Source organism: Mesorhizobium sp. LSJC280B00, from assembly GCF_000502835.1.
Classification (GTDB): Bacteria; Pseudomonadota; Alphaproteobacteria; order Rhizobiales; family Rhizobiaceae; genus Mesorhizobium.
Genome location: NZ_AYVL01000016.1, coordinates 53,506 through 77,326, shown reverse-complemented (window position 1 = coordinate 77,326; position 23,821 = coordinate 53,506). Strand labels below are relative to the sequence as shown.

The window sequence follows — 23,821 nt, the reverse complement described above, 5'->3', positions numbered from 1 at the left end:
TTTGCCGCTGCCTTGACCTGCTTGATGGGCGATCCTCGGTCATGACGATTCTCGAGCGCGACCAGGACAAGAACGGTCTAGGGCAGCCGGCGCCGTCGATCGCCATTGCCAGCATCCTTTTGTCGATGGCGCTGATCGCCGTCGGCAATGGGCTGATGTTCGCCTATATCCCAGTCCGGCTCGGCGCCGAGGGCTTCGATCCGACATGGGCGGGGCTGATCGTCACCGGCCTTTCGGCTGGCGGCCTCGCCGGCTGCATCCTGACCGGGCCGCTGGTGCGGCGTGTCGGCCATGCCCGCGTGTTCATGGTGCTGTCGGCGCTGATCGTGCTGTCCAACGCCGCGGTCGGCGCGGGGCCGCACCCATTGCCATGGATCGCTGCACGGGCACTCTACGGCTTTGCCATATGCGGCCTGTTCATTGTCGCGCAGAGCTGGCTGAACGATGTCGTCGCCAACGCCATCCGCGGCCGGGTCATGGCTATCTTCTACGTTGCCTACGTCGCCGGGCTCGGCGTCGGCTACTCGACGCTGGCGTTGATCGATATCCGCGCGGCCGACGCGCCGCTGATCGGCATTGCCTTCACCGCGCTGTCGATCCTTCCCGTCGGGCTGACGCGGCTTGCGCAGCCGCCGGCGCCGCAAGCGGCGTCCGTGGCGCTCGGCCGCGCCTGGCGGATCTCCCCGGTCGGCGTTGCCGGTATGCTTGCCGTCGGCGGCCTGTCGATGACGATCTCGGGTTTTGCGCCGATCCATGCCACGGCCAAGGGCTACAGCCAGGCCGACGTCGCCTTGCTGCTTTCGGCAATGCCGGTCGGCACGCTGATCCTGCAGATTCCGCTCGGCTGGATTTCCGACCGCACCGACCGGCGCTTTGTGCTGATCGCGGCGTCGGCGCTTGCCGCCGCGGCGGGCCTGTTTGCCCTCGGTTTCGACGGCGGCGCGCTGGCGGTGCTGCTCGTCATCTATGTGGTCTGGGACGGCGCCTCGGAATCGATCTATTCGCTTGCCAGCGCCCATGCCGGCGACCGCGCCGGCAAGGACGACATGGTGGCGTTGTCGAGCTCGCTTTTGTTTGCCTGGTCGCTGTCCGGCTTCGTCGTACCCGGCATTGTGACCGGACTTTCCGCCGTCTACGGCACGCAGGCCTTCATCTATGTGGCAATCGTCATTGCCACAGCCTACTGCCTGTTCGTTCTCTGGCGCGTCGTCATGGTTCGGCCGGTGCCCGCCACCGAGACCGGCAGTTTCGCGCCAATGACGGCGCAGGCGCCGTTGCCTGTCGATCTCGCCTTCGCGCCCGAAGATCAGCGCGGGCGCGGAGAGCTTTGAGGGCCATCTGCCGGCCGGGTTCAAATGCTCTATTGCTGCGTGGCTGAGGCCTCCGGCTGCGGCACTTGCGGCGCCGGCGCCGGGATTGAAAGGCCTTCGGCATCGAACGCCTGCTTGACGCTCTTGGTGAGGTCGATCTGGGCGGCGAAGAAATCGGCAGCCGCCGTCCAGTAGCGCAAGGTGATGGCGACGGTGCTGTCGCCGACAGTCGCGACAAAGGCGATCGGCGCCGGCTGCCGCCTGACGCGTCGGTCGGCGGCGGCGACACCGAGCATGGTCTTCTGCGCAAAATCGATGTCGTTCCAGGAGCCGATGCTGAGCGTGATGTCGCCGCGGCGCACACCGTTGCGGGTGAAATTGCGGACCGGCTGGTTCCACAGGGTCGAGTTGGGTGCAAGCACGTAGACGCCTTCGACCGTCCTCAGCGTTGTGGCAAACAGCCCGATCTCCTCGACGGTGCCGGATATCGCGCCGACTTCGACATATTCGCCGATGCGGAACGGCCGCAGCGCCAGGAGCATGATGCCGGCGGCAATGTTCTGCAGCGTGCCTTGCAGCGCCAGGCCGATGGCCAGGCCGGCGGCACCGATAGCGGCAATGATCGAAGCCGTCTGCACGCCGAACTGGCCGAGAACCATGATTACGACCAGTCCCAGGATGGCGTAGCGGACGACCTGCGAGAAGAAATGGCGGAGCGTTTCGTCGAAGCCGCTGATATGGCCGAGGCCGGCATAGATCGAACGCTCGGCGAGGCCGGCGACGATGTAGCCGATGACCAGCAGGATGACGGCGCCGACCGCCGAAAGCGAGTAGGAGACGATCAGCGTGCTGAGTTGCGCCAGGCCGGATTGCACGGTGAGGAGAGCGTTCTGGGGATCGATCGGCATGTCGGGATTCCGGTTCGTGGATGAGCCGATAACCGCTGCGGGGCGAGGCGGTTCCGATTTTCTGGCCCGAAAAGCCGGATATTCGGCCGCTGCCGGGTGCCTGCTTGCGAGCGGTGTCTTGAAACTGCAACCTAACTCTGCCTATCTAAGCAGTGTCACCTGATTTCAGAGGTGATTTGGTTGTTCTTGCTGCGAAAGGAAATACACTGAGAACAGCACTGCGGAAGAAGGCCGACATCGTGCCTTCGCCGGCCGGGATCAGCGTAAACGACGCCGTGTCCCGCGCCATCAAGACAGTCCTTGCCAGTCTGGAAGACTCCAAGGCCGAAAACATCGTCTCAATCGACATTCAGGGGAAATCGAGCCTCGGCGACTACATGGTCGTCGCGTCGGGCCGATCGCACCGTCATGTCTCGGCTGTTGCCGATCATCTCCTCAAGGCGCTGAAGGATGCCGGGCTCGGCACTGCACGCGTCGAGGGGCTGGCTGGCGCCGACTGGGTCCTGATCGATTCGGGCGACATCATCGTCCATGTCTTCCGTCCCGAGGTCCGCGACTTCTACAATCTCGAAAAGATGTGGCAGGCGCCCGATCTCGAGGAGGAGACCCTCCACTGAGCCGTATTCGTCTTGATGCATGTCGTCGTCCGACATGCATCAGCGGCTCTTCGAGGCAGGGATGAAGATTACGGTTCATGCCGTGGGCCGAATGAAAGCCGGCCCCGAGAAGCAGTTGGCCGACCGCTATTTCGAGCGTTTTGCCAGGAGCGGTCCTGCCGTGGGCCTCGAATTCGCCGGGATCGTCGAGATTGCCGAAGGTCGCGCGCAGACGGCCAATGAGCGCCGGCGCGAGGAAGGCCAGAAACTGCAGACGCACTTGCAACCGGGCACGGCGCTGATGCTGCTGGATGAGCGCGGCAAGAACCTTTCCTCCGAGGATTTCGCCGGTCGCATAGGTTCGCTGCGCGATGGCGGGCGCAAGGCGCTGGTGATCGCCATTGGCGGCGCCGACGGCCATGACCAGTCACTGCGCGACCTGGCTGATCTGACGGTGTCGCTCGGCGCGCTGACCTGGCCGCATCAGCTGGTCCGCGTGATGCTGGGCGAGCAGCTTTACCGGGCGGCCACGATCCTTTCCGGTCACCCCTACCATCGTTCATGAAGTCGGCTCCGTCGGCGAATTGATGCCAGCCGCCCGGATTTTTGCCCCAATGCTCATCGACAGTTTGGGCTCATGGGGTTTGTCGATGACGGCCGGGGCTCGAACATGGTTGATGGTTCGTTAACGAAGCCGCGCATAGAGTTGGGCTTCAATGTCTGAAGACTGGAAATCACGAACGGGCTCCTGGCGCGTGCGCTACGGCATCGCCGTGGCGACGATCGCGCTTTCGCTCGGCGTCGCGCGGGCCGAGAACACGCTCGACCTGGCGCCCGACCCGGACCAGAGCCGCGCCGAATACGAAAAAGTATCGAAAGAGATCACGCTGTCGTCCGAGCGGCTGGCCAAGCTCGCCGCTGACATAGCGGCTGTCAAGAAGGACCACGCCTCGATCACCGCGGCGCTGATCCAGTCGGCGATGACCGAGCAGAAGCTCGGCCAGGACATCGAGGACATTGGCGGCAAGCTGGAAGGGCTGAAGGCGCAGGGGCAGAAGATCCGCGCCTCACTGGCCGCCAGACGCGACGTTCTGGCCGAAGTGCTCGGCGCGCTGCAGCGCATGGGGCTCAATCCGCCGCCGGCGATCCTGGTCAAGCCGGAGGACGCATTGTCGTCGGTGCGCAGCGCCATCCTGCTCGGTGCCGTGGTGCCGGAACTGCGCCACCAGACCGACATGTTGCTGGCCGACCTCAAGGAGCAGTCGCGGGTGACGGCCTCGATCGAGGCCGAGCGGGCGCGGCTGACGGCAGCTGTCGGCGAGCAGGCGGCGGAAAAAAAGCGGCTCGGCATGCTGCTCGAAGCCAAGCAGAAGCTCGCCGCCGATACGCAAACCGCGCTGGCCGCCGAAAAGCAGCGGTCCGCGACGCTGGCGGCCAAGGCCGGCAGCCTGAAAGAACTGATCGCCTCGCTCGAGGCCGACAGAGCCCGCAAGGCGGCGGATGCGGCCAAGGCAGCCGAGCAAAAGACGGCCGACGCCGACAAGGGCCCGGCATCGGCTGCGGCGCCGACGGAATTGGCCTCGCTGCCGGTGCCGGAGAGCAACAGGCTCACCGCTGCCGCGCCGTTTTCCGCGCTTCAAGGGCAGATCGCGCTGCCGGTCACCGGCAGGATCAAGCGGCGCTTCGGGGCCGACGACGGTAACGGCGCGGTGATGCTCGGTGACATGGTTGCGACACAATCGGGAGCCATCGTCACAGCGCCGGCGGATGGAAATGTGCTTTATGCGGGGCCTTTCCGCTCTTACGGTCAACTCTTGATCCTGAATGCGGGTGACGGCTATCATGTCGTCCTGGCGGGGATGAGCAGAATCAGCGTCGCGTCTGGCCAGTCGGTGCTCGCAGGTGAGCCGGTCGGCGCGATGGGAGAGGCCCGGGTGGCGAGCACCTCGGCATCGAAGAATGGAAATGCCACACCGGAGCTCTATGTCGAGTTCCGCAAGGATGGAAAACCCGTCGATCCGGCCCCATGGTGGGCGGACCGTTTTTCTGGAAGGACGTGAATGATGCGGAAACTGTCGCTTCTGTTTGCCGGTGCGCTGATGGGTGCATCGGCGATGAGCCTGGTCTATGGCGCGCCCGGCTCGACAGCGAAGGCTGCGGGCTCCGAGACCTATAAGCAACTGGCGATCTTCGGCGATATCTTCGAACGGGTAAGGGCGAATTATGTGACGCCGCCCGACGACAAGTCGCTGGTTGAAAATGCCATCAACGGCATGCTGTCGTCGCTCGACCCACACTCCTCCTACATGAATGCCGAAGAAGCGCAGGACATGCGCGTGCAGACCAAGGGCGAATTCGGCGGCCTCGGCATCGAGGTCACCATGGAGAACGACCTGGTCAAGGTGATCACGCCGATCGACGATACGCCGGCCGCCAAGGCAGGCGTGCTCGCCGGCGACTATATCGCCAAGATCGACGGCGAGGAGGTCCGCGGCCTGACCCTCAACGACGCCGTCGAGAAGATGCGCGGGCTGGTCAATACGCCGATCAAGCTCACCATCCTGCGCCAGGGCGCCGACAAGCCGATCGAACTGACCGTCGTGCGCGATATCATCAAGGTCAAGGCGGTCAAGTTCCGGGTCGAAAACGACATCGGCTACATGAAGATCACCTCCTTTACCGAAAAGACCTATGACGACCTCGAGAATGCCATCGACACCATCAAGAAGCAGGTGCCGAACGACAAGCTCAAGGGCTACGTGCTCGACCTGCGCCTCAATCCGGGCGGTTTGCTCGACCAGGCGGTGAGCGTGTCGGATGCCTTCCTCGACCGTGGCGAGATCGTCTCGACGCGCGGCCGCGATCCGAAGGACGTCACCCGCTTCGACGCGCGGGCCGGCGACGACATCGGCGGCAAGCCGCTGATCGTGCTCGTCAATGGCGGCTCGGCCAGCGCATCGGAAATCGTTGCCGGCGCGCTGCAGGATCTGCGCCGCGCCACCGTGGTCGGCACGCAGTCCTTCGGCAAGGGTTCGGTGCAGACCATCATTCCGCTCGGCGAGAACGGGGCACTGCGGTTGACGACGGCGCTCTATTACACGCCGTCCGGCAAGTCGATCCAGGGCAAGGGCATCACGCCCGACATCAAGGTCGACCAGCCGCTGCCGGCGGAACTGCAGGGCAGGGACCTGACGCGCGGCGAATCGGACCTCAAGGGCCATATCAAGGGCGCCGACGAAAGCACGACCGGTTCGGGCTCGGCCGCCTATGTGCCGCCGGAACCCAAGGACGATTTGCAGCTCATCTATGCCGAGCAACTGCTGCGCGGCCAGAAGACCGATCCGGCGTTCCCGCCGAATCCGCAAAAGGCCGTGTTGAACCAGTAAGGGCGGGCAAGCCGGGCCAAACAGGTCTGGCTGCCTGAGCGAAGCGATGCGATGCTGCCGGGGCCGCGAGGCTCCGGCAGTTTGATTCGGGGCTGCGGCCGGCATGCTGCGCGTCCAGTGGAGCAAGGGGACGCGCCGACATTTTGGATTTTGCGCCTCCGGAGAAGGTTTACTTCGGGGATGCACGCCGGGGGGTGCGGGCTTGGCTGATATCGGCAAGGACATAGAACGACCTCTCGGACAGGCGATCCGGCTGCCGCGCTCAGGCAGCGGGATCAGCGCCGGTGCGGTCGCGGCCGCGCTTGTCGTGCTGTCCGTGGTCGGCGTCTCCAGCGCGATCGCCTTGCGAGACAAGCCGTTCCGGAAGCTGCAAGAAGTAGCCGTTTCGACGCCGAAGACGCCGGCGGCGGATACCGTCGCCGCGCCCGCCAAGGCGACGCCCGAAATGGCTGCGCCAAGCAACGCAAGGGGGGCCAACATAAGCGGGCCGAAGACGGGCGGTCCGCAGATCATCCATGTCCAGACCGAAGAGGGCGACGGTCCACCCAATGCGGCCATCGTCATCCGCGACCCTTCGACGATCGGCCAGAACCTCAGGATCGCGCACATTCCCGACAAGGCGCTGGTCGAGGCCAGCGAAACCGGTCCGTTGCCGATCCGCGCCGCCGACGGCAGGCGCCCGTTCGATGTCTATGCGCGGCCGTGGTCCGGGGCTCGCGGTGCACGCGTCGCGCTCGTCATCGGCGGGCTTGCCGTGTCGCAGACCGGCACGCAGGCAGCCATCGCCAAGCTGCCGGCGGAAGTGACGCTGGCCTTCGCGCCGCAAGGCAACAGCATCGGCCGCTGGATGCAGGTGGCGCGGCAGAGCGGCCATGAGGTCATCATGCAGGTACCGCTTGAGCCGTTCGACTATCCGAACGTCAATCCCGGCCGTAACACGCTGACCGTGGCTGCAACGCCGGACGAGAATTTGAAGAATTTACGCTGGGCGCTGTCGCGAACGACCAACTACACCGGCGTCATGAACTATATGGGCGCCCGCTTTTCGGCCGACGCGACGGCGATGGGGCCGTTGATGGCCGAGCTTGGCAAGCGTGGTCTGGCCTATGTCGACGACGGTTCGTCGGCGCGCAGCCTGGCACCCGAACTGGCGCTGAAGGACGGCGTGCCGTTCGTCGGCGGCGATACGGCGATCGATGCGGTGCAGGACCGCGGCGCCATATTGAAGAAACTGGATGGGCTGGAAGCGACGGCACGGGCGAAAGGGTTTGCCGTTGGCATCGGCTCGGCTTTCGACCTGACGGTGGATACCGTGTCTTCCTGGGTGACCGAGGCCAAGAAGCGTGGCATCGAGATCGTGCCGGTTTCGGCGGTGGCCATAGATCCGGAAAAAGGCTGAGATGGCAAAGAACAAGCTCGTTGAGCCCGAGACGCTGCCCTACCGGCCCTGCGTAGGGGTGATGGTCCTCAATGAGGCCGGCCTGGTCTGGGTCGGCCGTCGCATTGCCGAGCCGGACAGCGAATTCGCTGGAACGACGCAGCTCTGGCAGATGCCGCAGGGCGGCATCGATGATGGCGAGGAGCCGCTGCCCGCGGCGGCGCGTGAACTTTACGAAGAGACCGGCATGCGCTCGGTGTCGCTGCTGGCCGAGGCGCCGCACTGGATCAAATACGATCTGCCGGCGCATCTGGTCGGCGTCGCCTTCAAGGGACGATATCGCGGCCAGACGCAGAAATGGTTTGCCTTCCGTTTCCACGGCGACGAAACCGAGATCGCGATCAATCCGCCGCCGGGTGGCCACAAGGCCGAGTTCGACCGGTGGGCGTGGCGGCCGATGCTGGAATTGCCGGGCCTGATCGTGCCGTTCAAGCGCAAGGTCTACGAAGACGTGGTGGCGGCGTTCCGGCACCTGGTGGCGTAGCCGCCGGCCTTCCGTTAAAACAGGTCGGCATGAACGACATCTCCAGCAAATCTCTTCCGCCGACCGTCACCCTGGGCGAACCGATCAGCGAAGCCGCGGCAGGGGCGATCCTGACCATCGATCTCGGCGCCGTCCGTGAGAACTACCGGCGGCTGAAGGCGCGGCTGGGCGGCGTCGGCTGTGCTGGAGTGGTCAAGGCCGACGGCTATGGGATTGGCGCGGCGCCGGTGGCGGCGGCGCTGATGGGTGAGGGCTGTAATACTTTCTTTGTTGCGCATTTGGCCGGCGGCATCTTGCTGCGCAAGGCGCTCGGCTCAGACCCGGCCATTTATGTGCTGAACGGCATTCCGCCGGGTGCGGAAAGGGAAGCGGTTGCGGCAGGGCTTTGCACCGTACTCAACAGCGCCAGCCAACTCGCGGCATGGCGCGAGATGGCCGGGCGGGTGGGCCGCAAATTGCCGGCCGCCCTCCAGGTCGACAGCGGCATGTCGCGGCTCGGCATGATGCCATCCGAGGTGAAAGCCGTTGCGCAGGATCCGCAGGCTTTCGACGGTGTCGAACTGACGTTCGTGATGAGCCATCTCGCCTGCGCCGATGAACCCGAGCAGCCGGCCAACGAGCGGCAGCGGCTGGAATTCGAACGGCTGCGCCGGATGCTGCCGGAAGCGCCGGCTTCCTTTGCCAATTCATCAGGCATTTTTCTCGGGCAGCGCTATCACTACGACCTCGTTCGTCCGGGTGCCGCTCTCTATGGCGTCAATCCGACGCCGGCGAAGGACAATCCGATGCTGCCGGTGGTGCGATTGCAAGCCAAGGTCATCCAGACGCGGATATTGAAGGCCGGCGTCGGTGTCGGCTACGGTCACACTTTCCACACCAAGGCTCCGCTTGCCGCGGCGACGATTTCGCTCGGCTATGGCGATGGCTGGCATCGACGCGCCGCTTCCTCGGCCTGGCTCGAAAATGTGCGGCTGCCCTTCGTCGGCCGGGTTTCGATGGATTCGATCATCCTCGACATTTCCGCATTGCCGCCCGGCAGGCTGAAGGCCGGCGACCTCGTCGAACTCATCGGACCGTCGTCGCAGACGGTGGACCAGGTAGCCGGCCAGGCCGGCACCATCGGCTATGAGGTCTTGACCAGCCTCGGCCACCGTTTCCACCGGCGCTATGTGAATGGCTAGGACGCAAGCTTGTTGTCCTCACGCATGTCTTTTCCCTAAGCATCGGCACTTGGCTGACGCCACAGAATCCGGCAGACATGAGGCGGCGATGATCCCGGTCTCGAATCCCGACGAGATGCCGCCGCGGAGAACCAAACGATGAAGATCTTCGTGCTGGGCGGCGGCGTGATCGGGGTCACCACCGCCTATTTTCTTGCCGAGGCCGGTCATCAGGTGACGGTGATCGATCGCCAGAAAGGCCCGGCGCTGGAAACCAGCTTTGCCAATGCCGGCGAGATCTCGCCCGGCTATGCCTCGCCCTGGGCCGGGCCCGGCGTTCCGCTGAAGGCCATCAAATGGCTTTTGATGAAGCACGGTCCACTGGTGGTGCGACCGGCCCTCGATCCGCATATGTGGATATGGCTGGTCAAGATGTTGCGCAATTGCACGGCTGAACGCTACGCGCTGAACAAGGCGCGCATGGTGCCGCTGGCCGAGTACAGCCGCGACACGCTGAAGGCGCTGCGCGAGGCGACCGGCATCGCCTATGACGAGCGCGCCAAGGGCACGCTGCAGCTCTTCCGAACGCAAAAGCAGCTCGACGGCGTCGGCGGCGATGTCGAGGTGCTGAAGGCCTATGGCGTCCCCTACGAGGTCCTCGACCCCGACGGCTGCATTGCGGCCGAGCCTGGGCTGGCCGGCGTGCGCGAAAAATTCGTCGGTGGCCTGCGGTTGCCCGGCGACGAAACCGGCGACTGCAAGATGTTCACCGACAGGCTTGCCGAGCTTTGCGCGGCACGCGGCGTCACCTTCGAATACGACACGGAGATACGGCGCGTCGTCAAGAAGCGCGATCGCATTACCAACGTCAGCACCAGCAAGGGCTGGATGGTCGCTGATGCCTATGTGATGGCGATGGGCAGCTATTCGGCACGGTTCATGCGCATGCTGAAGCGGCCCATCCCGGTTTACCCGGTCAAGGGCTATTCGATCACCCTGCCGATCAAGGACGCCGCCGCCGCACCGGTCTCGACCGTGATGGACGAGAGCTACAAAGTAGCGATCACCCGGCTCGGCGACCGTATCCGGGTCGGCGGCACGGCGGAGATTTCCGGCTTCGACCTGCGGCTGCACGAATCGCGGCGGCGCACGCTCGAACATTCGGTCGGCGACCTGTTTCCGGGCAGCGGCGACATGCGATCGGCGACCTTCTGGTGCGGGCTGCGGCCGATGACACCCGACGGGCCGCCGCTGATCGGCCGCACCGATTTCTCCAATCTCTATCTCAACACCGGCCATGGCACACTCGGCTGGACCATGGCCTGCGGCTCGGCCAAAGTTCTGGCCGACATCATCTCCAGCCGGGTGCCGGACATCGACGTCGGCGATCTCGGGCCCGGACGATACGCCAAGTAAGACGCCCACCAGCTAAGACAGCCAGCGGCCGGCAGGCTCACGCAAACAAACCCCTGTCCCGTTCGACGGCCTTGGTAATGAAGCTCGCGACGACCTGGACGCGGCGCAGCGGCCTGACCGATTCATGATAGACCAGCCAGTAGGCGCGGCGTATGGGTGCGACGATATCGAGAGGCACCAGCTCCGGCATCGAGCGGGCAACGAAGGTGTGCAGGATGCCGATGCCGGCGCCGGAACGCACTGCTTCGGCCTGGCCGAGCGCGGAGGAAATAGCGAAGCTGGTGCGCCAGTCGGGGCTGAATTCGGCCGCGTAGTCGAGCGAGCGACTGACGATCAGGTCCGGCACGTAGCCGATCAGCGTATGCTGGCCTAGCTCGGCGGCGGTTCCGGGCAGGCCATGGGTGTCGGCGTAGGCCCGCGACGCGAACAGGCCGAGCGTGTAGTCGACCAGCTTTCCCGCCACCAGGCGGCCTTCCGTCGGCCGTTCGACGGTGATGGCAATGTCGGCCTCGCGCCGGGACAAAGAGAAGGAGCGTGGCACCGGCACCAGCTGGATGGTGAGCTCACGGTGCAGAGCGGTCAGCGCGCCGAGGCGCCTGGCCAGGAAGGCGACGCCAAAGCCGTCCGGCGCGCCGATGCGCACGGTGCCCGAGACGTCGTCGCCTTCGCCTGAAACGGTCGAGCGCGCGGCGATCATGTCGCCCTCCATGCGTTCGGCAATCTCGAGGAAACGCTCGCCCGCCGGCGTCAGCTCGCTGCCGGTGGTAAGCCGGCGAAACAGTTTTGTCCTGAGCGCATCCTCGAGGGCGGCAATGCGGCGCGAGACGGTCGCGTGATTAAGCTCCAGCCGCCTGGCGGCGCCGAGGATCTGGCCGGCCCGCGCTACGGCAAGGAAGATACGGGCATCATCCCAGTTCATGAGGGTGGTCTTGGCGATAACGATCAAAACCGCGTTCCTTCGCGCCCCCCTCTGTCCTGCCGGACATCTCCCCCTCAAGGGGGGAGATTGGCAGTTCCGCCGCAGGCGTCTTTCTTGCCGCAGTGAAGATTTCCGAAGGCGGGCGTGACAGCCAATCTCCCTCCTTGAGGGGGAGATGTCCGGCAGGACAGAGGGGGGCGGTGAAGGAACTCATTCTCAATCCTTGCTGCTGGGGACCTGCATTCTTCCTATTTGCGAGAATTGATGCTCTGCCGTCAACCGCTATCTATTCTCCGCACAACGGTTGCGTTTTCGCTCGCGTTGCCATCGCTCCCGCAAAGGCGGACAATGCCTCATCACGAACCAGGGAGAGAGACCATGATCGAATACGGTCATTTCATCGGCGGCAAGCGCGTCGCCGGAACCAGCGGCCGCAAGCAGGACGTCATGCAGCCGATGGACGGCACGGTGCGCGGCACGGTGGCGCTGGCTTCGCAGGCGGAATTGCGCGCGGCGGTCGAAAACGCCAAGGCCGCACAGCCCGGCTGGGCGGCGACCAATCCGCAGCGACGCGTACGCGTCCTGATGCGGTTCCTCGAGCTGGTCGCCAAGGAGTATGACGCGCTGGCCGAGATATTGGCGCGCGAACACGGCAAGACCATCGCCGACGCCAAGGGCGACATCCAGCGCGGCCTCGAAGTGGTCGAGGTCTGCATCGGTGCGCCGCATATGATGAAGGGCGAGTTCACCGATGGCGCCGGCCCCGGCATCGACGTCTATTCGATGCGCCAGCCGCTCGGCGTGGTCGCCGGCATCACGCCGTTCAATTTTCCGGCGATGATCCCGTTGTGGAAGATCGCGCCGGCCATCGCCTGCGGCAATGCCTACATCCTCAAGCCGTCGGAGCGCGATCCGGGCGTGCCGATGCGGATTGCCGAACTGTTCATCGAGGCCGGTCTGCCGGCGGGCATCCTCAATGTCGTCAACGGCGACAAGGAAGTGGTCGACGCCATCCTCGACGATCCCGACATCAAGGCCATCGGTTTCGTAGGCTCGACACCGATCGCCCAGTACATCTATTCGCGCGGCTGCGCGGCCGGCAAGCGCGTGCAGTGCTTCGGCGGCGCCAAGAATCACATGATCATCATGCCGGATGCCGACATGGACCAGACCGTCGACGCGCTGATCGGCGCCGGCTACGGCTCGGCCGGCGAGCGCTGCATGGCGATCTCGGTGGCCGTCCCGGTCGGCAACGACACCGCCAACCGGCTGATGGAAAGACTGGTGCCGCGCGTCGAGAGCCTGAAGGTCGGTCCGTCGACGGATTCTTCCGCCGATTTCGGCCCGCTGGTCACGGCGCAGGCGCTGGAGCGGGTCAAGTCCTATGTCGACACCGGCGTCAAGGAAGGCGCCAAGCTGGTCGTCGACGGCCGCGGCTTTTCCATGCAGGGCTACGAGAACGGCTACTATATGGGCGGCTGCCTGTTCGACAATGTGACCGCCGACATGCGCATCTACAAGGAAGAGATCTTCGGGCCGGTGCTCTCGGTCGTTCGCGCACCGACCTACGAGAACGCCATCAAGCTCGCCAACGAGCACGAGATGGGCAATGGCGTCGCCATCTTCACCCGCGACGGCGACGCGGCGCGCGACTTCGCCTCGCGGGTTCAGGTCGGCATGGTCGGCATCAACGTGCCGATCCCGGTGCCGATCGCCTACTACACCTTCGGCGGCTGGAAGGCGTCCTCCTTCGGCGACCTCAACCAGCACGGGCCGGACGCGTTCCGCTTCTACACCAAGACCAAGACGGTGACGTCGCGCTGGCCGTCCGGTGTGAAGGACGGTGCCGAGTTCGTCATCCCGACGATGAACTGATCCAGATCGCAAACACTGAACGAGGCCTGGGCTCGGACCCGGGCCTTTTCGTTTGAACGTTAATGTGATGGAACCAAGAAGGCAGCAATCTTCTTAGGTTGCAGTCCTGCCGCGAAGGAGACGCTGGCAGATCAACCAACGGCGCTGGTGACGGCTCCGGGGGAAATGTCCGGCGCAAAGGAGGTGTCAGATGACACGTCTCATGGCGACTATAGCTTGCGCTGCGATGGCCCTTTCCGCCGTCCCGGCAATGGCTGCCGAGCAATGCGCGGCTCGCGCCGATATGGTCAAGGCGCTCGGCGAGAAGTTTCATGAAAACCCGAGCGCGGTCGGCGTCGTCAATCCGAATGTGGTGCTTGAAGTCTTCGTTTCCGACAAGGGCACCTGGACCATCCTCGCCAGCGACACAAAAGGTCAAAGCTGCGTGATTTCAGTCGGCGAAGGCTGGGAAAGCGCGATGACGACAGCGGCGCTGCCAGGCATCTGAACGATTTATCACGGGTCTGCGCGCCTCGGCATGGCCGCGCGGCCTGTGGCCCATTCTTTCGGCGACAACCGTAAAACGGATCTGCAGGCGCCCGCTTGGGCGCCTGCTTGCGCTTTTCCATTGCCGATACCATATATCGAGAACATAATGGGAACATCTGGAATCGTTCCCACCAATGGCAGACCGGAACACAGAAAGGAACGACGCGATGATGATGACGTCGGAACCGGCCTGAATCGCTCCGGCAAAATGAGGCCGTCAAACCCCTCCTTTGCCGGAACGTGATGGCAAAGGAGGTGCCCTATGGCACGCAAATCGCTGTTGAGATGGGTGAAAACCCTGGTTCTTGCTGGCGCATTGGCGGTGGGTACGAACACCGCAGGCGCGCAATATCAATACTGCGTTGAACATGGCGAGATCGTCGCCCATTTGAGCGAGAAGTTCCAGGAAAGGCAGTTTGCTTTGGGGCTGATCGGTCATGAGGCGGTCATGGAAGTCTTTGTCGCCGAGACCGGAACCTGGACCATCGTCGTCACCGATATCGCTGGCAGAAGCTGCATCGTCGCGGCCGGCGACAATTGGGAAAACGTGATGGCCCTGCCCGGCCAGGGCGCATGACGAAATGGCAGGCTCAGCGCGTAGCAGCCGCCTCGGCATGGCCGCGCAAAAGCGCCATCAGCCGCTTGGCGTCCTTGGCCGCGGCCTCTTCGTCGCCGGCGAGGATCGAACGGATCAGCGCGACATGATGCTCGGCCGATTCGGCCAATCCGGTATCGGCCTTGTAGCGGAACCAGAAGCGACGGCTGTGGGTTTGCAAGGGTGCCGCCAGGCGCGCGGCGAACGGGTTGTCGGCAGCCAGCGCCAGCGCCTCGTCGAGCGCCTTGTCGGCCTGGATGAAGTAGAACACATTTTCCGAAATCACTGCCTTTTGCATGGCAAGGGCAGCGTCATGGAACAGGTCGGCGGCCTCGCGGGTAACGAAGCGGGCGGCCGAGCGGGCAAGCACCACCTCGACGCCACGGCGGGCGTCGAGGACACGCAGCCAGTCGCCGGGGTGGAGCGGCGCGATGGCGATGCCGGCGCGCGGCCGGACCTCGAGCAGCCCCTCCCAGGCCAGCCGCTGGATTGCTTCGCGAACCGGGGTGCGGCCGAGGCCGAGCCTGTCGATCAGCGCCCCCTCGGTGATGAAGCTCGCCGGCGCCAGTTCGAGAGTTACGATCATGTGCTCGAGCCTGCGGTAGGCCTTCGCGGTCGCCGGCTCGGAGCCCGGTCTGTCATATACCAATGCGACTTCTCCTGATATATTGTTGATATATCATATCAGATTCAATGTTGACAGCCGGCTTCTTAAGAAATATACGGCTGATATATCAGATGGAGTGATCGACATGTGGGCCGGAGTCTTCCCCGCCGTTACGACCAAATTCACCAAGGACGACGGCCTCGACCATGCCGAGATGGAGCGCTGCTTTGCGCTGCAGATGGAGGCCGGCTGTGACGGCATCATCGTCTGCGGGTCGCTCGGCGAAGGCCCGATGCTGTCGCACGACGAGAAGATCGCGGTGCTGAAGACCGCGCAGAAGATCGCCGGCAAGAAACCGGTGCTGTTGACGGTCAACGAGGCCGGTACACGCGAGGCGGCGGCGATCGCGCGCCGCGCTGCCAAGGCAGGCGCCAACGGTTTGATGGTGGTGCCGAGTCCGATCTACCATACCAATGCCGAAGAGACGGTCGCGGCACTCAGCGCCGCCGCCGCGGCCGGCGACCTGCCGGTGATGATCTACTCCAACCGGCTTGCCTACCGCGTCGACGTCACCGTCGACCAGATGGAGGAGTTGGCGAAGGACCAACGCTTCGTCGCCATAAAAGAGTCCTCCGACGACATCCGCCGCTCGACCGAGATCATCAACCGCCTCGGCGACCGCTACGATTTGTTCACCGGCGTAGACAATCTCGCCTTCGAGGCGCTGTCGGTCGGCGCCATCGGCTGGGTGGCGGGCCTGGTCACCGCGTTCCCGCGCGAGACCGTCGCCATCTACCAACTGATGAGACAGGGCCGCCGCGAGGAGGCGTTGAAGATCTACCGCTGGTTCCGGCCGCTGCTCGACCTCGACGTCTCGACCTATCTGGTGCAGAACATCAAGCTCGCCGAAGTGTTGGCGATCAACACCAACGACCGCGTGCGCATGCCGCGCCAGCCATTGTCGGGCGAGCGGCGCAAGGCAGTCGAAAAGATCGTCAGGGATGCGCTGGCGGTGCGGCCAGAGCTGCCGACATTCTGATCCAGTCGCTTTGAAGGCATTTGCAGATGTGCAGCGCGGCGCATGGCAATGAATGATAATGCTACGCTCGATGTCGCCATCATTGGTGGCGGCATCATCGGCATCTGCGCCGCCGCCTTTCTGGCAGAGGCGGGCCAAAATGTCACGATCTTCGATCGGACGGGGATCTGTGAGGAAACCAGCTCCGGCAATGCCGCTGCCTTTGCCTTCTCCGATGTGCTGCCGCTCGCCCACAAGGGCATGATCAAGCAGTTGCCGAAATGGCTCGCCGACCCGCTCGGCCCGCTCAGCATCCCACCCGCGTATCTGCCGAAGCTGCTGCCCTGGCTGGTCCGCTTCTGGCGCGCCGGCCGAAGCGACCGCTATGAAGCCGGCCTTGCCGCGCAGGCCGCGATGATGAAGCTCGCCGAGGCGGAATGGATGGGCTTGCTCGACCGTTCCGGCACACGGCCGATGCTGCATGAGGACGGCTCGCTCGAACTCTACGACAGCGAGGCCGAGTTCAAGGCCTCGCTGACCGGCTGGGCGGCAAGGCAGCGCTTCGGCATCGGCTTCAGCCATGTCGACGGGAGCGCTCTCACAGCCCTGCAGCCCGGTCTGTCGCCGCGCTTCGTCAAGGGAACGTTCGTGCCGGGGTGGAAAACCGTTGCCGATCCCAAACTGCTTGGAAAGGCCTTGTGGGCCTATGCCGAGAGGTTGGGCGCCGGGTTCGAAAGGGCCCGGATCGAGCGTGTCAAGGCGGGACAGGACGGCGCGATCTTGACCACGGCCGACGGCACGCGGCGACGGGCGAAGCACGTCGTCATCGCTGCCGGGGCCTGGTCGCATCTGCTGGCGAGACATCTCGGCGACGGAATCCCGCTGGAGACCGAGCGTGGCTACAACACGACGTTGCCGAAGACTGCCTTCGACGTAAAGCGGCAATTGATCTTCTCCGGGCATGGCTTCGTCATCACGCCGCTCGAGACGGGCCTGCGCGTCGGCGGCGCGGTCGAACTCGGCGGCCTTGAGAGGCCGCCCAATTATGCGCGCTCGAAAGCGCTGCTCGAAAAGGCGCAGAAATTCCTGCCGGGACTGGATCCGGCCAATGGACGCGAATGGATGGGGTTCCGGCCGTCGCTGCCGGATTCGCTGCCGGTGATCGGGCGGTCGCAACAAACGCCGTCGGTGGTGTATGGTTTCGGCCACGGTCACCTCGGCCTGACCCAGGCTGCGGCGACCGGGCGCTTGATCCGCGAGCTCGTTCTCGGGCAGAATCCATCGCTCGATCTCGGCCCGTTCAGCCCGCAACGGTTTTGAGTTCGAAGACATTCAGTTGGGAGCCGGCATGGCCAAGAATTCCTTCTTCTGCATAGACGGCCACACCTGCGGCAATCCGGTGCGGCTGGTCGCCGGCGGTGGGCCTTTGCTCAAGGGCTCAACGATGATGGAGCGGCGAGCGCATTTCCTGGCCGAATATGACTGGATCCGCACCGGGCTGATGTTCGAGCCGCGCGGCCATGACGTGATGTCCGGCTCGATCCTCTATCCGCCGACGCGTGAAGATTGCGACATCGCCATCCTGTTCATCGAAACCTCGGGCTGCTTGCCGATGTGCGGCCACGGCACCATCGGCACGGTAACTTTTGCCGTCGAGCATGGGCTGATCAAGCCGAAGACACCGGGCGTGCTCAGGCTGGATACGCCGGCGGGCGTGGTCGTAGCGGAGTACAGCCAAGTCGGCGACTATGTCGAGGAGGTGCGCATCACCAATGTGCCTTCCTTCCTCTATGCCGAGGCACTGACGGTCGAATGCCCCGGGCTCGGCGAGATCAGCGTCGATGTCGCCTATGGCGGCAATTTCTACGCCATCGTCGAACCGCAAAAGACCTATCGCGACATGGCCGACCATTCGGCCGGCGAACTGATCGCCTGGAGCCCGGTGGTGCGGCAGCGGCTCAACGAAAAATATACCTTCGTGCATCCGGAGAATCCCGGCATCAATACGCTGTCGCACATATTGTGGACCGGCGCGCCGACCAACCCGCAAGCCGATGCCCGCAACGCCGTCTTCTACGGCGACAAGGCAATCGACCGGTCGCCCTGCGGCACCGGCACCTCGGCGCGTATGGCGCAGCTTCACGCCAAGGGCAAGCTTGGGGTTGGCGACGACTTCGTCCACGAATCGATCATTGGTTCGCTGTTCAAGGGCAGGGTCGAGGAAGAGGTCACCGTCGCCGGCAAGCCGGCAATCATTCCCTCGATCGGCGGCTGGGCACGAATGACCGGATTGAACACGATCTTCATCGACGACCGCGACCCGTTCGCGCACGGCTTCGTCGTCAAATAGAAAAAACACTGACCCAAGGGAAAGAGAGAGCGCAAGCGGATTGACGTCAACGGCGCAACGATCCCGCTCATCAACTTATTTTGACGGCGATTTCTTCGAAATGGAGCGCATGCTGCGATTGAATCGTCAAAGACATTGCGTTAGGCCAATGGTAGGGTCCGCGATGGTCCAGGGGGCGGACGGGAACAAAACGGGCAATCGAACGGCGTGCGGCGAAAACACGCATAATGATCGAAAAATCACGTTGCAATCCGGGCTCGAAACTTTACGACTAGGGGAAATACGAAAAGGAATGCGTCTGCATGGGCGACATTCCAGGGGAGCCACGACAGCATGCAGTATTTTGTCCAGCAGCTTATCAATGGGCTGACGCTGGGATCGATCTATGGGCTGATCGCGATCGGCTATACGATGGTCTACGGCATCATCGGCATGATCAATTTCGCCCATGGCGACATTTTCATGATCGGCGCTTTCACCGCGCTCATCGTTTTCCTTATCCTCGGTGCGTTGTTCTATTCGCTGCCGATCGTCGTTGCGCTGCTGATCATGATGATCGTCGCGATGCTGCTGACCAGCCTGTATAATTGGACGATCGAGAAGGTGGCCTACCGGCCTTTGCGCGGTTCATTCCGGCTGGCGCCGCTGATCACCGCGATTGGCATGTCGATTGCGCTGTCCAATTTCGTCCAGGTGACCCAAGGGCCGCGCAACAAGCCGGTCCCGCCAATGGTGTCCAAGGTCTACAACATCGAAGGCATCAGCGTCTCGCTGAAGCAGATCATCATCGTCCTGGTCACCATAGTCCTGCTGGCGCTGTTCTGGTACCTGGTCAACAAGACCTCGCTCGGTCGGGCGCAGCGCGCCTGCGAGCAGGACCGCAAGATGGCCGCACTGCTTGGCATCGACGTCGACCGCACCATCTCGATCACCTTCATCATGGGCGCCGCCCTTGCCGCCGTCGCCGGCACGTTGTTCCTGATGTACTACGGTGTGGTGGTGTTTTCCGACGGCTTTACGCCCGGTGTGAAGGCATTTACTGCCGCGGTGCTCGGCGGCATCGGCTCACTGCCCGGCGCCGTGCTCGGCGGGCTGATGATTGGCTTCATCGAAAGCATGTGGTCGGCTTATTTCTCGATCGATTACAAGGACGTCGCCGCCTTTTCCATCCTGGCGATCGTGCTGATCTTCCTGCCTTCCGGCATTCTCGGCCGGCCAGAAGTCGAAAAGGTCTGAGATCATGGCGGTTACCGTGTCTCCGGAAAGCACCGTCGTCGCCACCCCGGTCCAGCGCGCTTTTCGCGAAGCGCTCTATGCCGGCGCCATCTCGCTTGGCCTGTTCGTGCTGTTCATCGGCCTGAAGACCGACCAGAACATCTCCAACGAACTGATCCTGGTGCAGCGCTGGGGCTTGCTCGCCGGCGTCGTGATCGCCACCATGGCCGGACGCTTCCTTTACGTCGCCTATGGCCAACCCTTCCTGGCGAACCAGAAGATCGTCGACGTCGCCACCGGCCTGCTGCCGGTCAGCCTGGCTTCGCGATTCTTCCGCTTTCCCGCGTTCATCGTGGCGCTCGCCGTCGCCGTTATTCTGCTCGCGCTCAGCGGCTTTCTGACCGACGCCTTAGGGCCGGAACTTTCCGATTTCGTGCGGTTCGTGCGGGCGCTTGCAATCATCTATGCGCTGGCCTGGCTGATTTATCATTTCCGGGCCTTCATTCATGCTCATTTCTCGGCATTGGGCATAACTGCACTGGCGCTCTACCCGATCGTGGTGGTGTTGGTGCTGGCGCTATATGCCGGGTCGATGGCCGCCGGTTTCCAGGGCTCGCTGAAATATGTCGACAATTACGGCATCCAGATCCTGATCTACGTGATGCTGGCCTGGGGGCTGAATATCGTTATCGGCTTGGCCGGCCTGCTCGATCTCGGCTATGTCGCCTTCTACGCCGTCGGTGCCTACGCCTATGCGCTGCTCGGCACGCATTTCGGCCTCTCCTTCTGGATCCTGCTGCCCGCCGCCGGCCTGATGGCTGCGTTTTGGGGGGTGATGCTAGGCTTCCCGGTGCTGCGCTTGCGCGGTGACTATCTGGCGATCGTGACGCTCGCCTTCGGCGAAATCATAAGGCTGGTGATCATCAACTGGCGCGAGGTGACCAACGGCTCGGCCGGCATTTCCGGCATCCCGAAGGTGTCTTTCTTCGGCCTGATGTCGTTCAACGTCTCCGATCCGAACTACATCTCGAAGGTGCTCGGCATCGCCCAATCGGGTGCCTACTACAAGATATTCCTCTACTATTTGATCCTCGGGCTCTGCCTGCTGACGGCCTTCGTCACCGTGAGGCTCAGGCGGATGCCGGTCGGCCGTGCCTGGGAAGCGCTGCGCGAGGACGAGATCGCCTGCCGTTCGCTCGGCATCAACACCACCACCACCAAGCTCACCGCCTTTGCCACGGGCGCGATGTTCGGCGGCTTCGCTGGCTCGTTCTTTGCCGCGCGGCAAGGCTTCGTCAGCCCGGAATCCTTCGTCTTCCTGGAATCGGCGATCATCCTCGCCATCGTCGTGCTTGGCGGCATGGGCTCGCTGGTCGGCATTGCCGTCGCCGCCATGGTGATGATCGGCGGCACCGAAGTCCTGCGCGAACTGGATTTCCTCAAGACCGGCCTCAGGTGGGGCAACACTACGGTCATACCCGGTTTCGGGTCCGGCTTCACGCCGGAACTGTACCGCATGCTGCTGTTCGGCATGGCGATGGTCATCGTCATGCTGTGGAAGCCGCGCGGCTTCGTCGGCAGCCGCGAGCCGACAGCTTTCCTCAAGGTGCGCAGGGCGGTGTCTGGGTCCTTCACCAAGGAGGGACACGGCTGATGAACGCGAGCCCCTCCGTGAACAATGCCATCCTGCAGGTCGAGCATTTGTCGATGAAGTTCGGCGGTCTCGTCGCCATCGGCGACCTTTCCTTCCAGGCCAAGCGCGGCGAGATCACCGCCCTGATCGGTCCCAACGGCGCCGGCAAGACCACCGTGTTCAATTGCATCACCGGTTTCTACAAGCCGTCGGAAGGCATGATCACGCTCAACCGGCGCGACGGCTCCACGTTCCTGCTTGAACGCTTGCCGAACCATGAGATCCCGGCGCGCGCCAAGGTGGCGCGCACCTTCCAGAACATCCGCCTGTTCTCGGGCATGACGCTACTGGAGAACCTTTTGGTCGCTCAGCACAACAAGCTGATGAAGGCCTCCGGTTACACCATTCTCGGCCTGTTCGGCTACAGCGGCTACAGACAGGCTTCGGCGGAATCGGTTGAACTGGCCGAGCACTGGCTGGAGAAGGCCGACCTTGTCGACCGCGCCGACGATCCGGCCGGCGATCTGCCCTATGGCGCGCAGCGGCGGCTCGAAATCGCTCGCGCCATGTGCACCGGGCCTGAGCTTCTGTGCCTCGACGAGCCGGCCGCTGGTCTCAATCCGAAAGAATCGGCGGGGCTCAATGCGCTGCTGATGGACATCAAGGACAACACCGGCACGTCGATCCTTTTGATCGAGCACGACATGGCGGTGGTGATGCAGATTTCCGATCACGTCGTGGTGCTCGAATACGGGCGCAAAATCTCGGACGGCAACCCGCAATCGGTGCGGACCGACCCGCGCGTCATCGCCGCTTATCTTGGCGTCGACGACGAGGAGGTCGAGACGGTGCTCACCGAAGTCGGCGACGAAGATGTCATCGAGCAATTGGATACGGGCCCGGATGCCGCCCACGGCCCAGGCACATCGGCTTCGTATCTCGCCGGACCGGTTGCCGACACGGTCGGCCACAGCGAGGGCGAGCGCGTCACCGTGTCGAAAGGTGCCTCGAAAGCCGGGCAGTTCGATGCGAGGTCGAGTGCAGCAGCAAGCAAGGCGGCAGCGCAGGCCAAAGCCAAACCGACGGCGAAATCTTCTGCCGCGAAATCCTCTGCAGCAAAGCCGGCCACCAAGGCTCCGGTGAAGCCGAAGACGCCGCGCGTCTCCAATCGGCGCGGAGGGCGTAAATGATGGCCGGTACAACGCTGCTCGATATCAAGGGCGTCCAGACCTACTACGGCAACATCAGGGCGCTGAACGGCGTCGATGTCACGGTCAAGCAAGGTGAGATCGTAGCGCTGATCGGTGCCAACGGCGCCGGCAAGTCGACGCTGATGATGACCATCTTCGGTGCTCCCCGCGCCCGCGCGGGTACCATCACATTCGCCGGTACCGACATCACCCAACTGCCGACCCACGAGATCGCGCGCATGCGCATCGCCCAGTCGCCGGAAGGGCGCCGCATTTTCCCGCGCATGACGGTGATGGAAAACCTGCAAATGGGCGCCAGCCTCGACAACCTCGAGCATTATGACGAGGACGTCGAGAAGGTGTTCACGCTGTTTCCACGCCTGAAGGAACGCATTGCCCAGCGTGGCGGCACGCTGTCCGGCGGCGAGCAGCAGATGCTGTCGATCGGGCGCGCGCTGATGGCGCGGCCGAAGCTGCTTTTGCTCGACGAGCCGTCGCTCGGCCTGGCGCCGCTGATCGTCAAGCAGATATTCGACGCAATCCGCGAGTTGAACCGGACTCAAGGCCTGACCGTGTTCCTGGTCGAGCAGAACGCCTTCGGCGCGCTGAAGCTCGCCACGCGCGGCTATGTCATGGTCAACGGCAATGTGACGATGAGCGGCACCGGCAAGGAGTTGCTCGCCAATCCGGAAGTGCGCGCCGCCTATCTCGAAGGCGGCCATCACTGAGTTTCAGGAGACATCAATCATGCAGGGCATTCTCTATGAGGAACCCTCGATCTGGCAGTTCTTCTTCGTCACCTGCCTGCTCGGCGGCTGGGCGGCGTGGATGACGGGGAAGGCGTGTGCGCAGACGTGGCGCAGCTTCGCCCAGTTGTTCGCCTTCATGCTGGGGCTCGGCATCGGCATAAGGTTCATTCATCACGCGCTGTTCGGCGGAACGATGTTCTCGCTGCATTACTACATCGTCGATACCATTGTGCTGATGATCTTGGGCTTCATCGGCTACCAATACACGCGCACCAACCAGATGGTAACGCAGTATAATTGGCTTTACGAAAGAGCCTCTCTTTTGAGCTGGAAACCAAAAGGTTGACATTTATCATTAACGGCGTTTCAGGGATGAATCGGCGTGACAAGTGCCTGAAAATCGGCAAAGTACTCTTTCTGCGAGCAAGAGTGGGCATCGCATGA

Annotated in this window: 21 protein-coding genes and 2 pseudogenes; 20 read left to right on the top strand and 3 right to left on the bottom strand. The window is 63.5% G+C overall.

The genetic code is table 11. From position 1 onward, the window contains the following. Positions 1–41: 41 nt before the first annotated feature. Positions 42–1,331 carry an MFS transporter gene (locus X773_RS60660; RefSeq protein ID WP_023678070.1) on the top strand — a complete coding sequence of 430 codons (1,290 nt, stop codon included), beginning with the start codon at positions 42–44 and terminating at the stop codon, positions 1,329–1,331. A gap of 29 nt (positions 1,332–1,360) precedes the next feature. Here X773_RS60660 and X773_RS60655 read toward each other — a convergent pair whose 3' ends face one another. After that, positions 1,361–2,218, bottom strand: coding sequence for a mechanosensitive ion channel family protein (locus X773_RS60655; protein ID WP_023678069.1), 858 nt, complete (start codon positions 2,216–2,218; stop codon positions 1,361–1,363). Between the two features lie 239 nt (positions 2,219–2,457). Here X773_RS60655 and rsfS point away from each other — a divergent pair, with 239 nt between their 5' ends. From rsfS to X773_RS60615, 8 genes and pseudogenes are all read left to right on the top strand, one after another. Beyond that, positions 2,458–2,835: a ribosome silencing factor gene (rsfS, locus tag X773_RS60650; RefSeq protein WP_023678068.1), complete on the top strand. Its 378-nt coding sequence runs from the start codon at positions 2,458–2,460 to the stop codon at positions 2,833–2,835. A 61-nt stretch (positions 2,836–2,896) separates the two neighbouring features. Continuing rightward, positions 2,897–3,379 (top strand): 23S rRNA (pseudouridine(1915)-N(3))-methyltransferase RlmH, encoded by a 483-nt coding sequence (rlmH, locus tag X773_RS60645; RefSeq protein WP_023678067.1) that lies wholly within the window; start codon positions 2,897–2,899, stop codon positions 3,377–3,379. Between the two features lie 151 nt (positions 3,380–3,530). Continuing rightward, the gene (locus tag X773_RS60640) at positions 3,531–4,874 is read left to right on the top strand and encodes a murein hydrolase activator EnvC (RefSeq protein WP_023678066.1); all 1,344 of its coding nucleotides are present in this window, start codon (positions 3,531–3,533) and stop codon (positions 4,872–4,874) included. Beyond that, positions 4,875–6,200: a S41 family peptidase gene (locus tag X773_RS60635; RefSeq protein WP_023678065.1), complete on the top strand. Its 1,326-nt coding sequence runs from the start codon at positions 4,875–4,877 to the stop codon at positions 6,198–6,200. It begins immediately after the preceding gene. A 202-nt stretch (positions 6,201–6,402) separates the two neighbouring features. Beyond that, positions 6,403–7,599 carry a divergent polysaccharide deacetylase family protein gene (locus X773_RS60630; protein ID WP_023678064.1) on the top strand — a complete coding sequence of 399 codons (1,197 nt, stop codon included), beginning with the start codon at positions 6,403–6,405 and terminating at the stop codon, positions 7,597–7,599. Position 7,600: 1 nt separating this feature from the next. Continuing rightward, a complete protein-coding gene (locus X773_RS60625) occupies positions 7,601–8,122 on the top strand; it encodes an RNA pyrophosphohydrolase (protein WP_023678063.1) in 522 nt (173 codons plus the stop codon). A gap of 29 nt (positions 8,123–8,151) precedes the next feature. Continuing rightward, positions 8,152–9,303 (top strand): alanine racemase, encoded by a 1,152-nt coding sequence (alr, locus tag X773_RS60620; RefSeq protein WP_023678062.1) that lies wholly within the window; start codon positions 8,152–8,154, stop codon positions 9,301–9,303. A 117-nt stretch (positions 9,304–9,420) separates the two neighbouring features. After that, positions 9,421–10,698 (top strand): annotated as a pseudogene (locus tag X773_RS60615) (D-amino acid dehydrogenase); the annotation flags it as partial. Between the two features lie 37 nt (positions 10,699–10,735). On the opposite strand, the gene X773_RS60610 reads toward X773_RS60615, so the two are convergent. After that, a complete protein-coding gene (locus X773_RS60610) occupies positions 10,736–11,617 on the bottom strand; it encodes a LysR family transcriptional regulator (RefSeq protein WP_023678060.1) in 882 nt (293 codons plus the stop codon). Positions 11,618–11,995: 378 nt separating this feature from the next. Between X773_RS60610 and X773_RS60605 the strand changes: the two genes are divergently transcribed. The 3 genes from X773_RS60605 (at position 11,996) to X773_RS60595 (ending at position 14,597) form a co-directional block, all read left to right on the top strand. After that, positions 11,996–13,492 carry a CoA-acylating methylmalonate-semialdehyde dehydrogenase gene (locus X773_RS60605; protein WP_023678059.1) on the top strand — a complete coding sequence of 499 codons (1,497 nt, stop codon included), beginning with the start codon at positions 11,996–11,998 and terminating at the stop codon, positions 13,490–13,492. A gap of 190 nt (positions 13,493–13,682) precedes the next feature. Next, the gene (locus X773_RS60600; RefSeq protein WP_023678058.1) at positions 13,683–13,979 is read left to right on the top strand and encodes a hypothetical protein; all 297 of its coding nucleotides are present in this window, start codon (positions 13,683–13,685) and stop codon (positions 13,977–13,979) included. A gap of 303 nt (positions 13,980–14,282) precedes the next feature. Next, a complete protein-coding gene (locus tag X773_RS60595; RefSeq protein WP_023678057.1) occupies positions 14,283–14,597 on the top strand; it encodes a hypothetical protein in 315 nt (104 codons plus the stop codon). 13 nt (positions 14,598–14,610) lie between these two features. On the opposite strand, the gene X773_RS60590 is transcribed toward X773_RS60595, so the two are convergent. Continuing rightward, a complete protein-coding gene (locus tag X773_RS60590) occupies positions 14,611–15,264 on the bottom strand; it encodes a GntR family transcriptional regulator (protein ID WP_023678056.1) in 654 nt (217 codons plus the stop codon). Positions 15,265–15,367: 103 nt separating this feature from the next. Between X773_RS60590 and X773_RS60585 the strand changes: the two genes are divergently transcribed. The 8 genes and pseudogenes from X773_RS60585 to X773_RS60550 all read left to right on the top strand — a co-directional run bounded on the left by X773_RS60585 (position 15,368) and on the right by X773_RS60550 (position 23,723). Beyond that, the gene (locus X773_RS60585) at positions 15,368–16,261 is read left to right on the top strand and encodes a dihydrodipicolinate synthase family protein (protein WP_023678055.1); all 894 of its coding nucleotides are present in this window, start codon (positions 15,368–15,370) and stop codon (positions 16,259–16,261) included. Positions 16,262–16,309: 48 nt separating this feature from the next. Then, the gene (locus X773_RS60580; protein ID WP_023678054.1) at positions 16,310–17,560 is read left to right on the top strand and encodes an FAD-binding oxidoreductase; all 1,251 of its coding nucleotides are present in this window, start codon (positions 16,310–16,312) and stop codon (positions 17,558–17,560) included. A 28-nt stretch (positions 17,561–17,588) separates the two neighbouring features. Then, positions 17,589–18,590: a 4-hydroxyproline epimerase gene (locus X773_RS60575; RefSeq protein WP_023678053.1), complete on the top strand. Its 1,002-nt coding sequence runs from the start codon at positions 17,589–17,591 to the stop codon at positions 18,588–18,590. 333 nt (positions 18,591–18,923) lie between these two features. Then, positions 18,924–19,826, top strand: coding sequence for a branched-chain amino acid ABC transporter permease (locus tag X773_RS60570; protein ID WP_023678052.1), 903 nt, complete (start codon positions 18,924–18,926; stop codon positions 19,824–19,826). A 4-nt stretch (positions 19,827–19,830) separates the two neighbouring features. Further along, the gene (gene livM / locus X773_RS60565) at positions 19,831–21,459 is read left to right on the top strand and encodes a high-affinity branched-chain amino acid ABC transporter permease LivM (RefSeq protein ID WP_023678051.1); all 1,629 of its coding nucleotides are present in this window, start codon (positions 19,831–19,833) and stop codon (positions 21,457–21,459) included. Next, positions 21,459–22,610: pseudogene (locus tag X773_RS60560) on the top strand (ABC transporter ATP-binding protein); the annotation flags it as partial. The gene livM and the pseudogene X773_RS60560, both read left to right, overlap by 1 nt. A 17-nt stretch (positions 22,611–22,627) precedes the next feature. After that, entirely contained in the window at positions 22,628–23,356 is a 729-nt protein-coding gene (locus X773_RS60555) for an ABC transporter ATP-binding protein (protein ID WP_023678049.1), read from the top strand. A 19-nt stretch (positions 23,357–23,375) separates the two neighbouring features. Continuing rightward, positions 23,376–23,723 (top strand): DUF6867 family protein, encoded by a 348-nt coding sequence (locus tag X773_RS60550; protein ID WP_023678048.1) that lies wholly within the window; start codon positions 23,376–23,378, stop codon positions 23,721–23,723. The last annotated feature ends 98 nt before the right edge of the window (positions 23,724–23,821 follow it).

Coding starts and splice junctions, on each gene's coding strand:
- X773_RS60660 (WP_023678070.1), top strand. CDS start 42: ATGACGATTCTCGAGCGCGACCAGGACAAGAACGGTCTAGGGCAGCCG.
- X773_RS60655 (WP_023678069.1), bottom strand. CDS start 2,218: ATGCCGATCGATCCCCAGAACGCTCTCCTCACCGTGCAATCCGGCCTG.
- rlmH (WP_023678067.1), top strand. CDS start 2,897: ATGAAGATTACGGTTCATGCCGTGGGCCGAATGAAAGCCGGCCCCGAG.
- X773_RS60640 (WP_023678066.1), top strand. CDS start 3,531: ATGTCTGAAGACTGGAAATCACGAACGGGCTCCTGGCGCGTGCGCTAC.
- X773_RS60635 (WP_023678065.1), top strand. CDS start 4,875: ATGATGCGGAAACTGTCGCTTCTGTTTGCCGGTGCGCTGATGGGTGCA.
- X773_RS60625 (WP_023678063.1), top strand. CDS start 7,601: ATGGCAAAGAACAAGCTCGTTGAGCCCGAGACGCTGCCCTACCGGCCC.
- alr (WP_023678062.1), top strand. CDS start 8,152: ATGAACGACATCTCCAGCAAATCTCTTCCGCCGACCGTCACCCTGGGC.
- X773_RS60610 (WP_023678060.1), bottom strand. CDS start 11,617: ATGAACTGGGATGATGCCCGTATCTTCCTTGCCGTAGCGCGGGCCGGC.
- X773_RS60605 (WP_023678059.1), top strand. CDS start 11,996: ATGATCGAATACGGTCATTTCATCGGCGGCAAGCGCGTCGCCGGAACC.
- X773_RS60600 (WP_023678058.1), top strand. CDS start 13,683: ATGACACGTCTCATGGCGACTATAGCTTGCGCTGCGATGGCCCTTTCC.
- X773_RS60595 (WP_023678057.1), top strand. CDS start 14,283: ATGGCACGCAAATCGCTGTTGAGATGGGTGAAAACCCTGGTTCTTGCT.
- X773_RS60585 (WP_023678055.1), top strand. CDS start 15,368: ATGTGGGCCGGAGTCTTCCCCGCCGTTACGACCAAATTCACCAAGGAC.
- X773_RS60580 (WP_023678054.1), top strand. CDS start 16,310: ATGAATGATAATGCTACGCTCGATGTCGCCATCATTGGTGGCGGCATC.
- X773_RS60575 (WP_023678053.1), top strand. CDS start 17,589: ATGGCCAAGAATTCCTTCTTCTGCATAGACGGCCACACCTGCGGCAAT.
- X773_RS60570 (WP_023678052.1), top strand. CDS start 18,924: ATGCAGTATTTTGTCCAGCAGCTTATCAATGGGCTGACGCTGGGATCG.
- livM (WP_023678051.1), top strand. CDS start 19,831: ATGGCGGTTACCGTGTCTCCGGAAAGCACCGTCGTCGCCACCCCGGTC.
- X773_RS60555 (WP_023678049.1), top strand. CDS start 22,628: ATGGCCGGTACAACGCTGCTCGATATCAAGGGCGTCCAGACCTACTAC.
- X773_RS60550 (WP_023678048.1), top strand. CDS start 23,376: ATGCAGGGCATTCTCTATGAGGAACCCTCGATCTGGCAGTTCTTCTTC.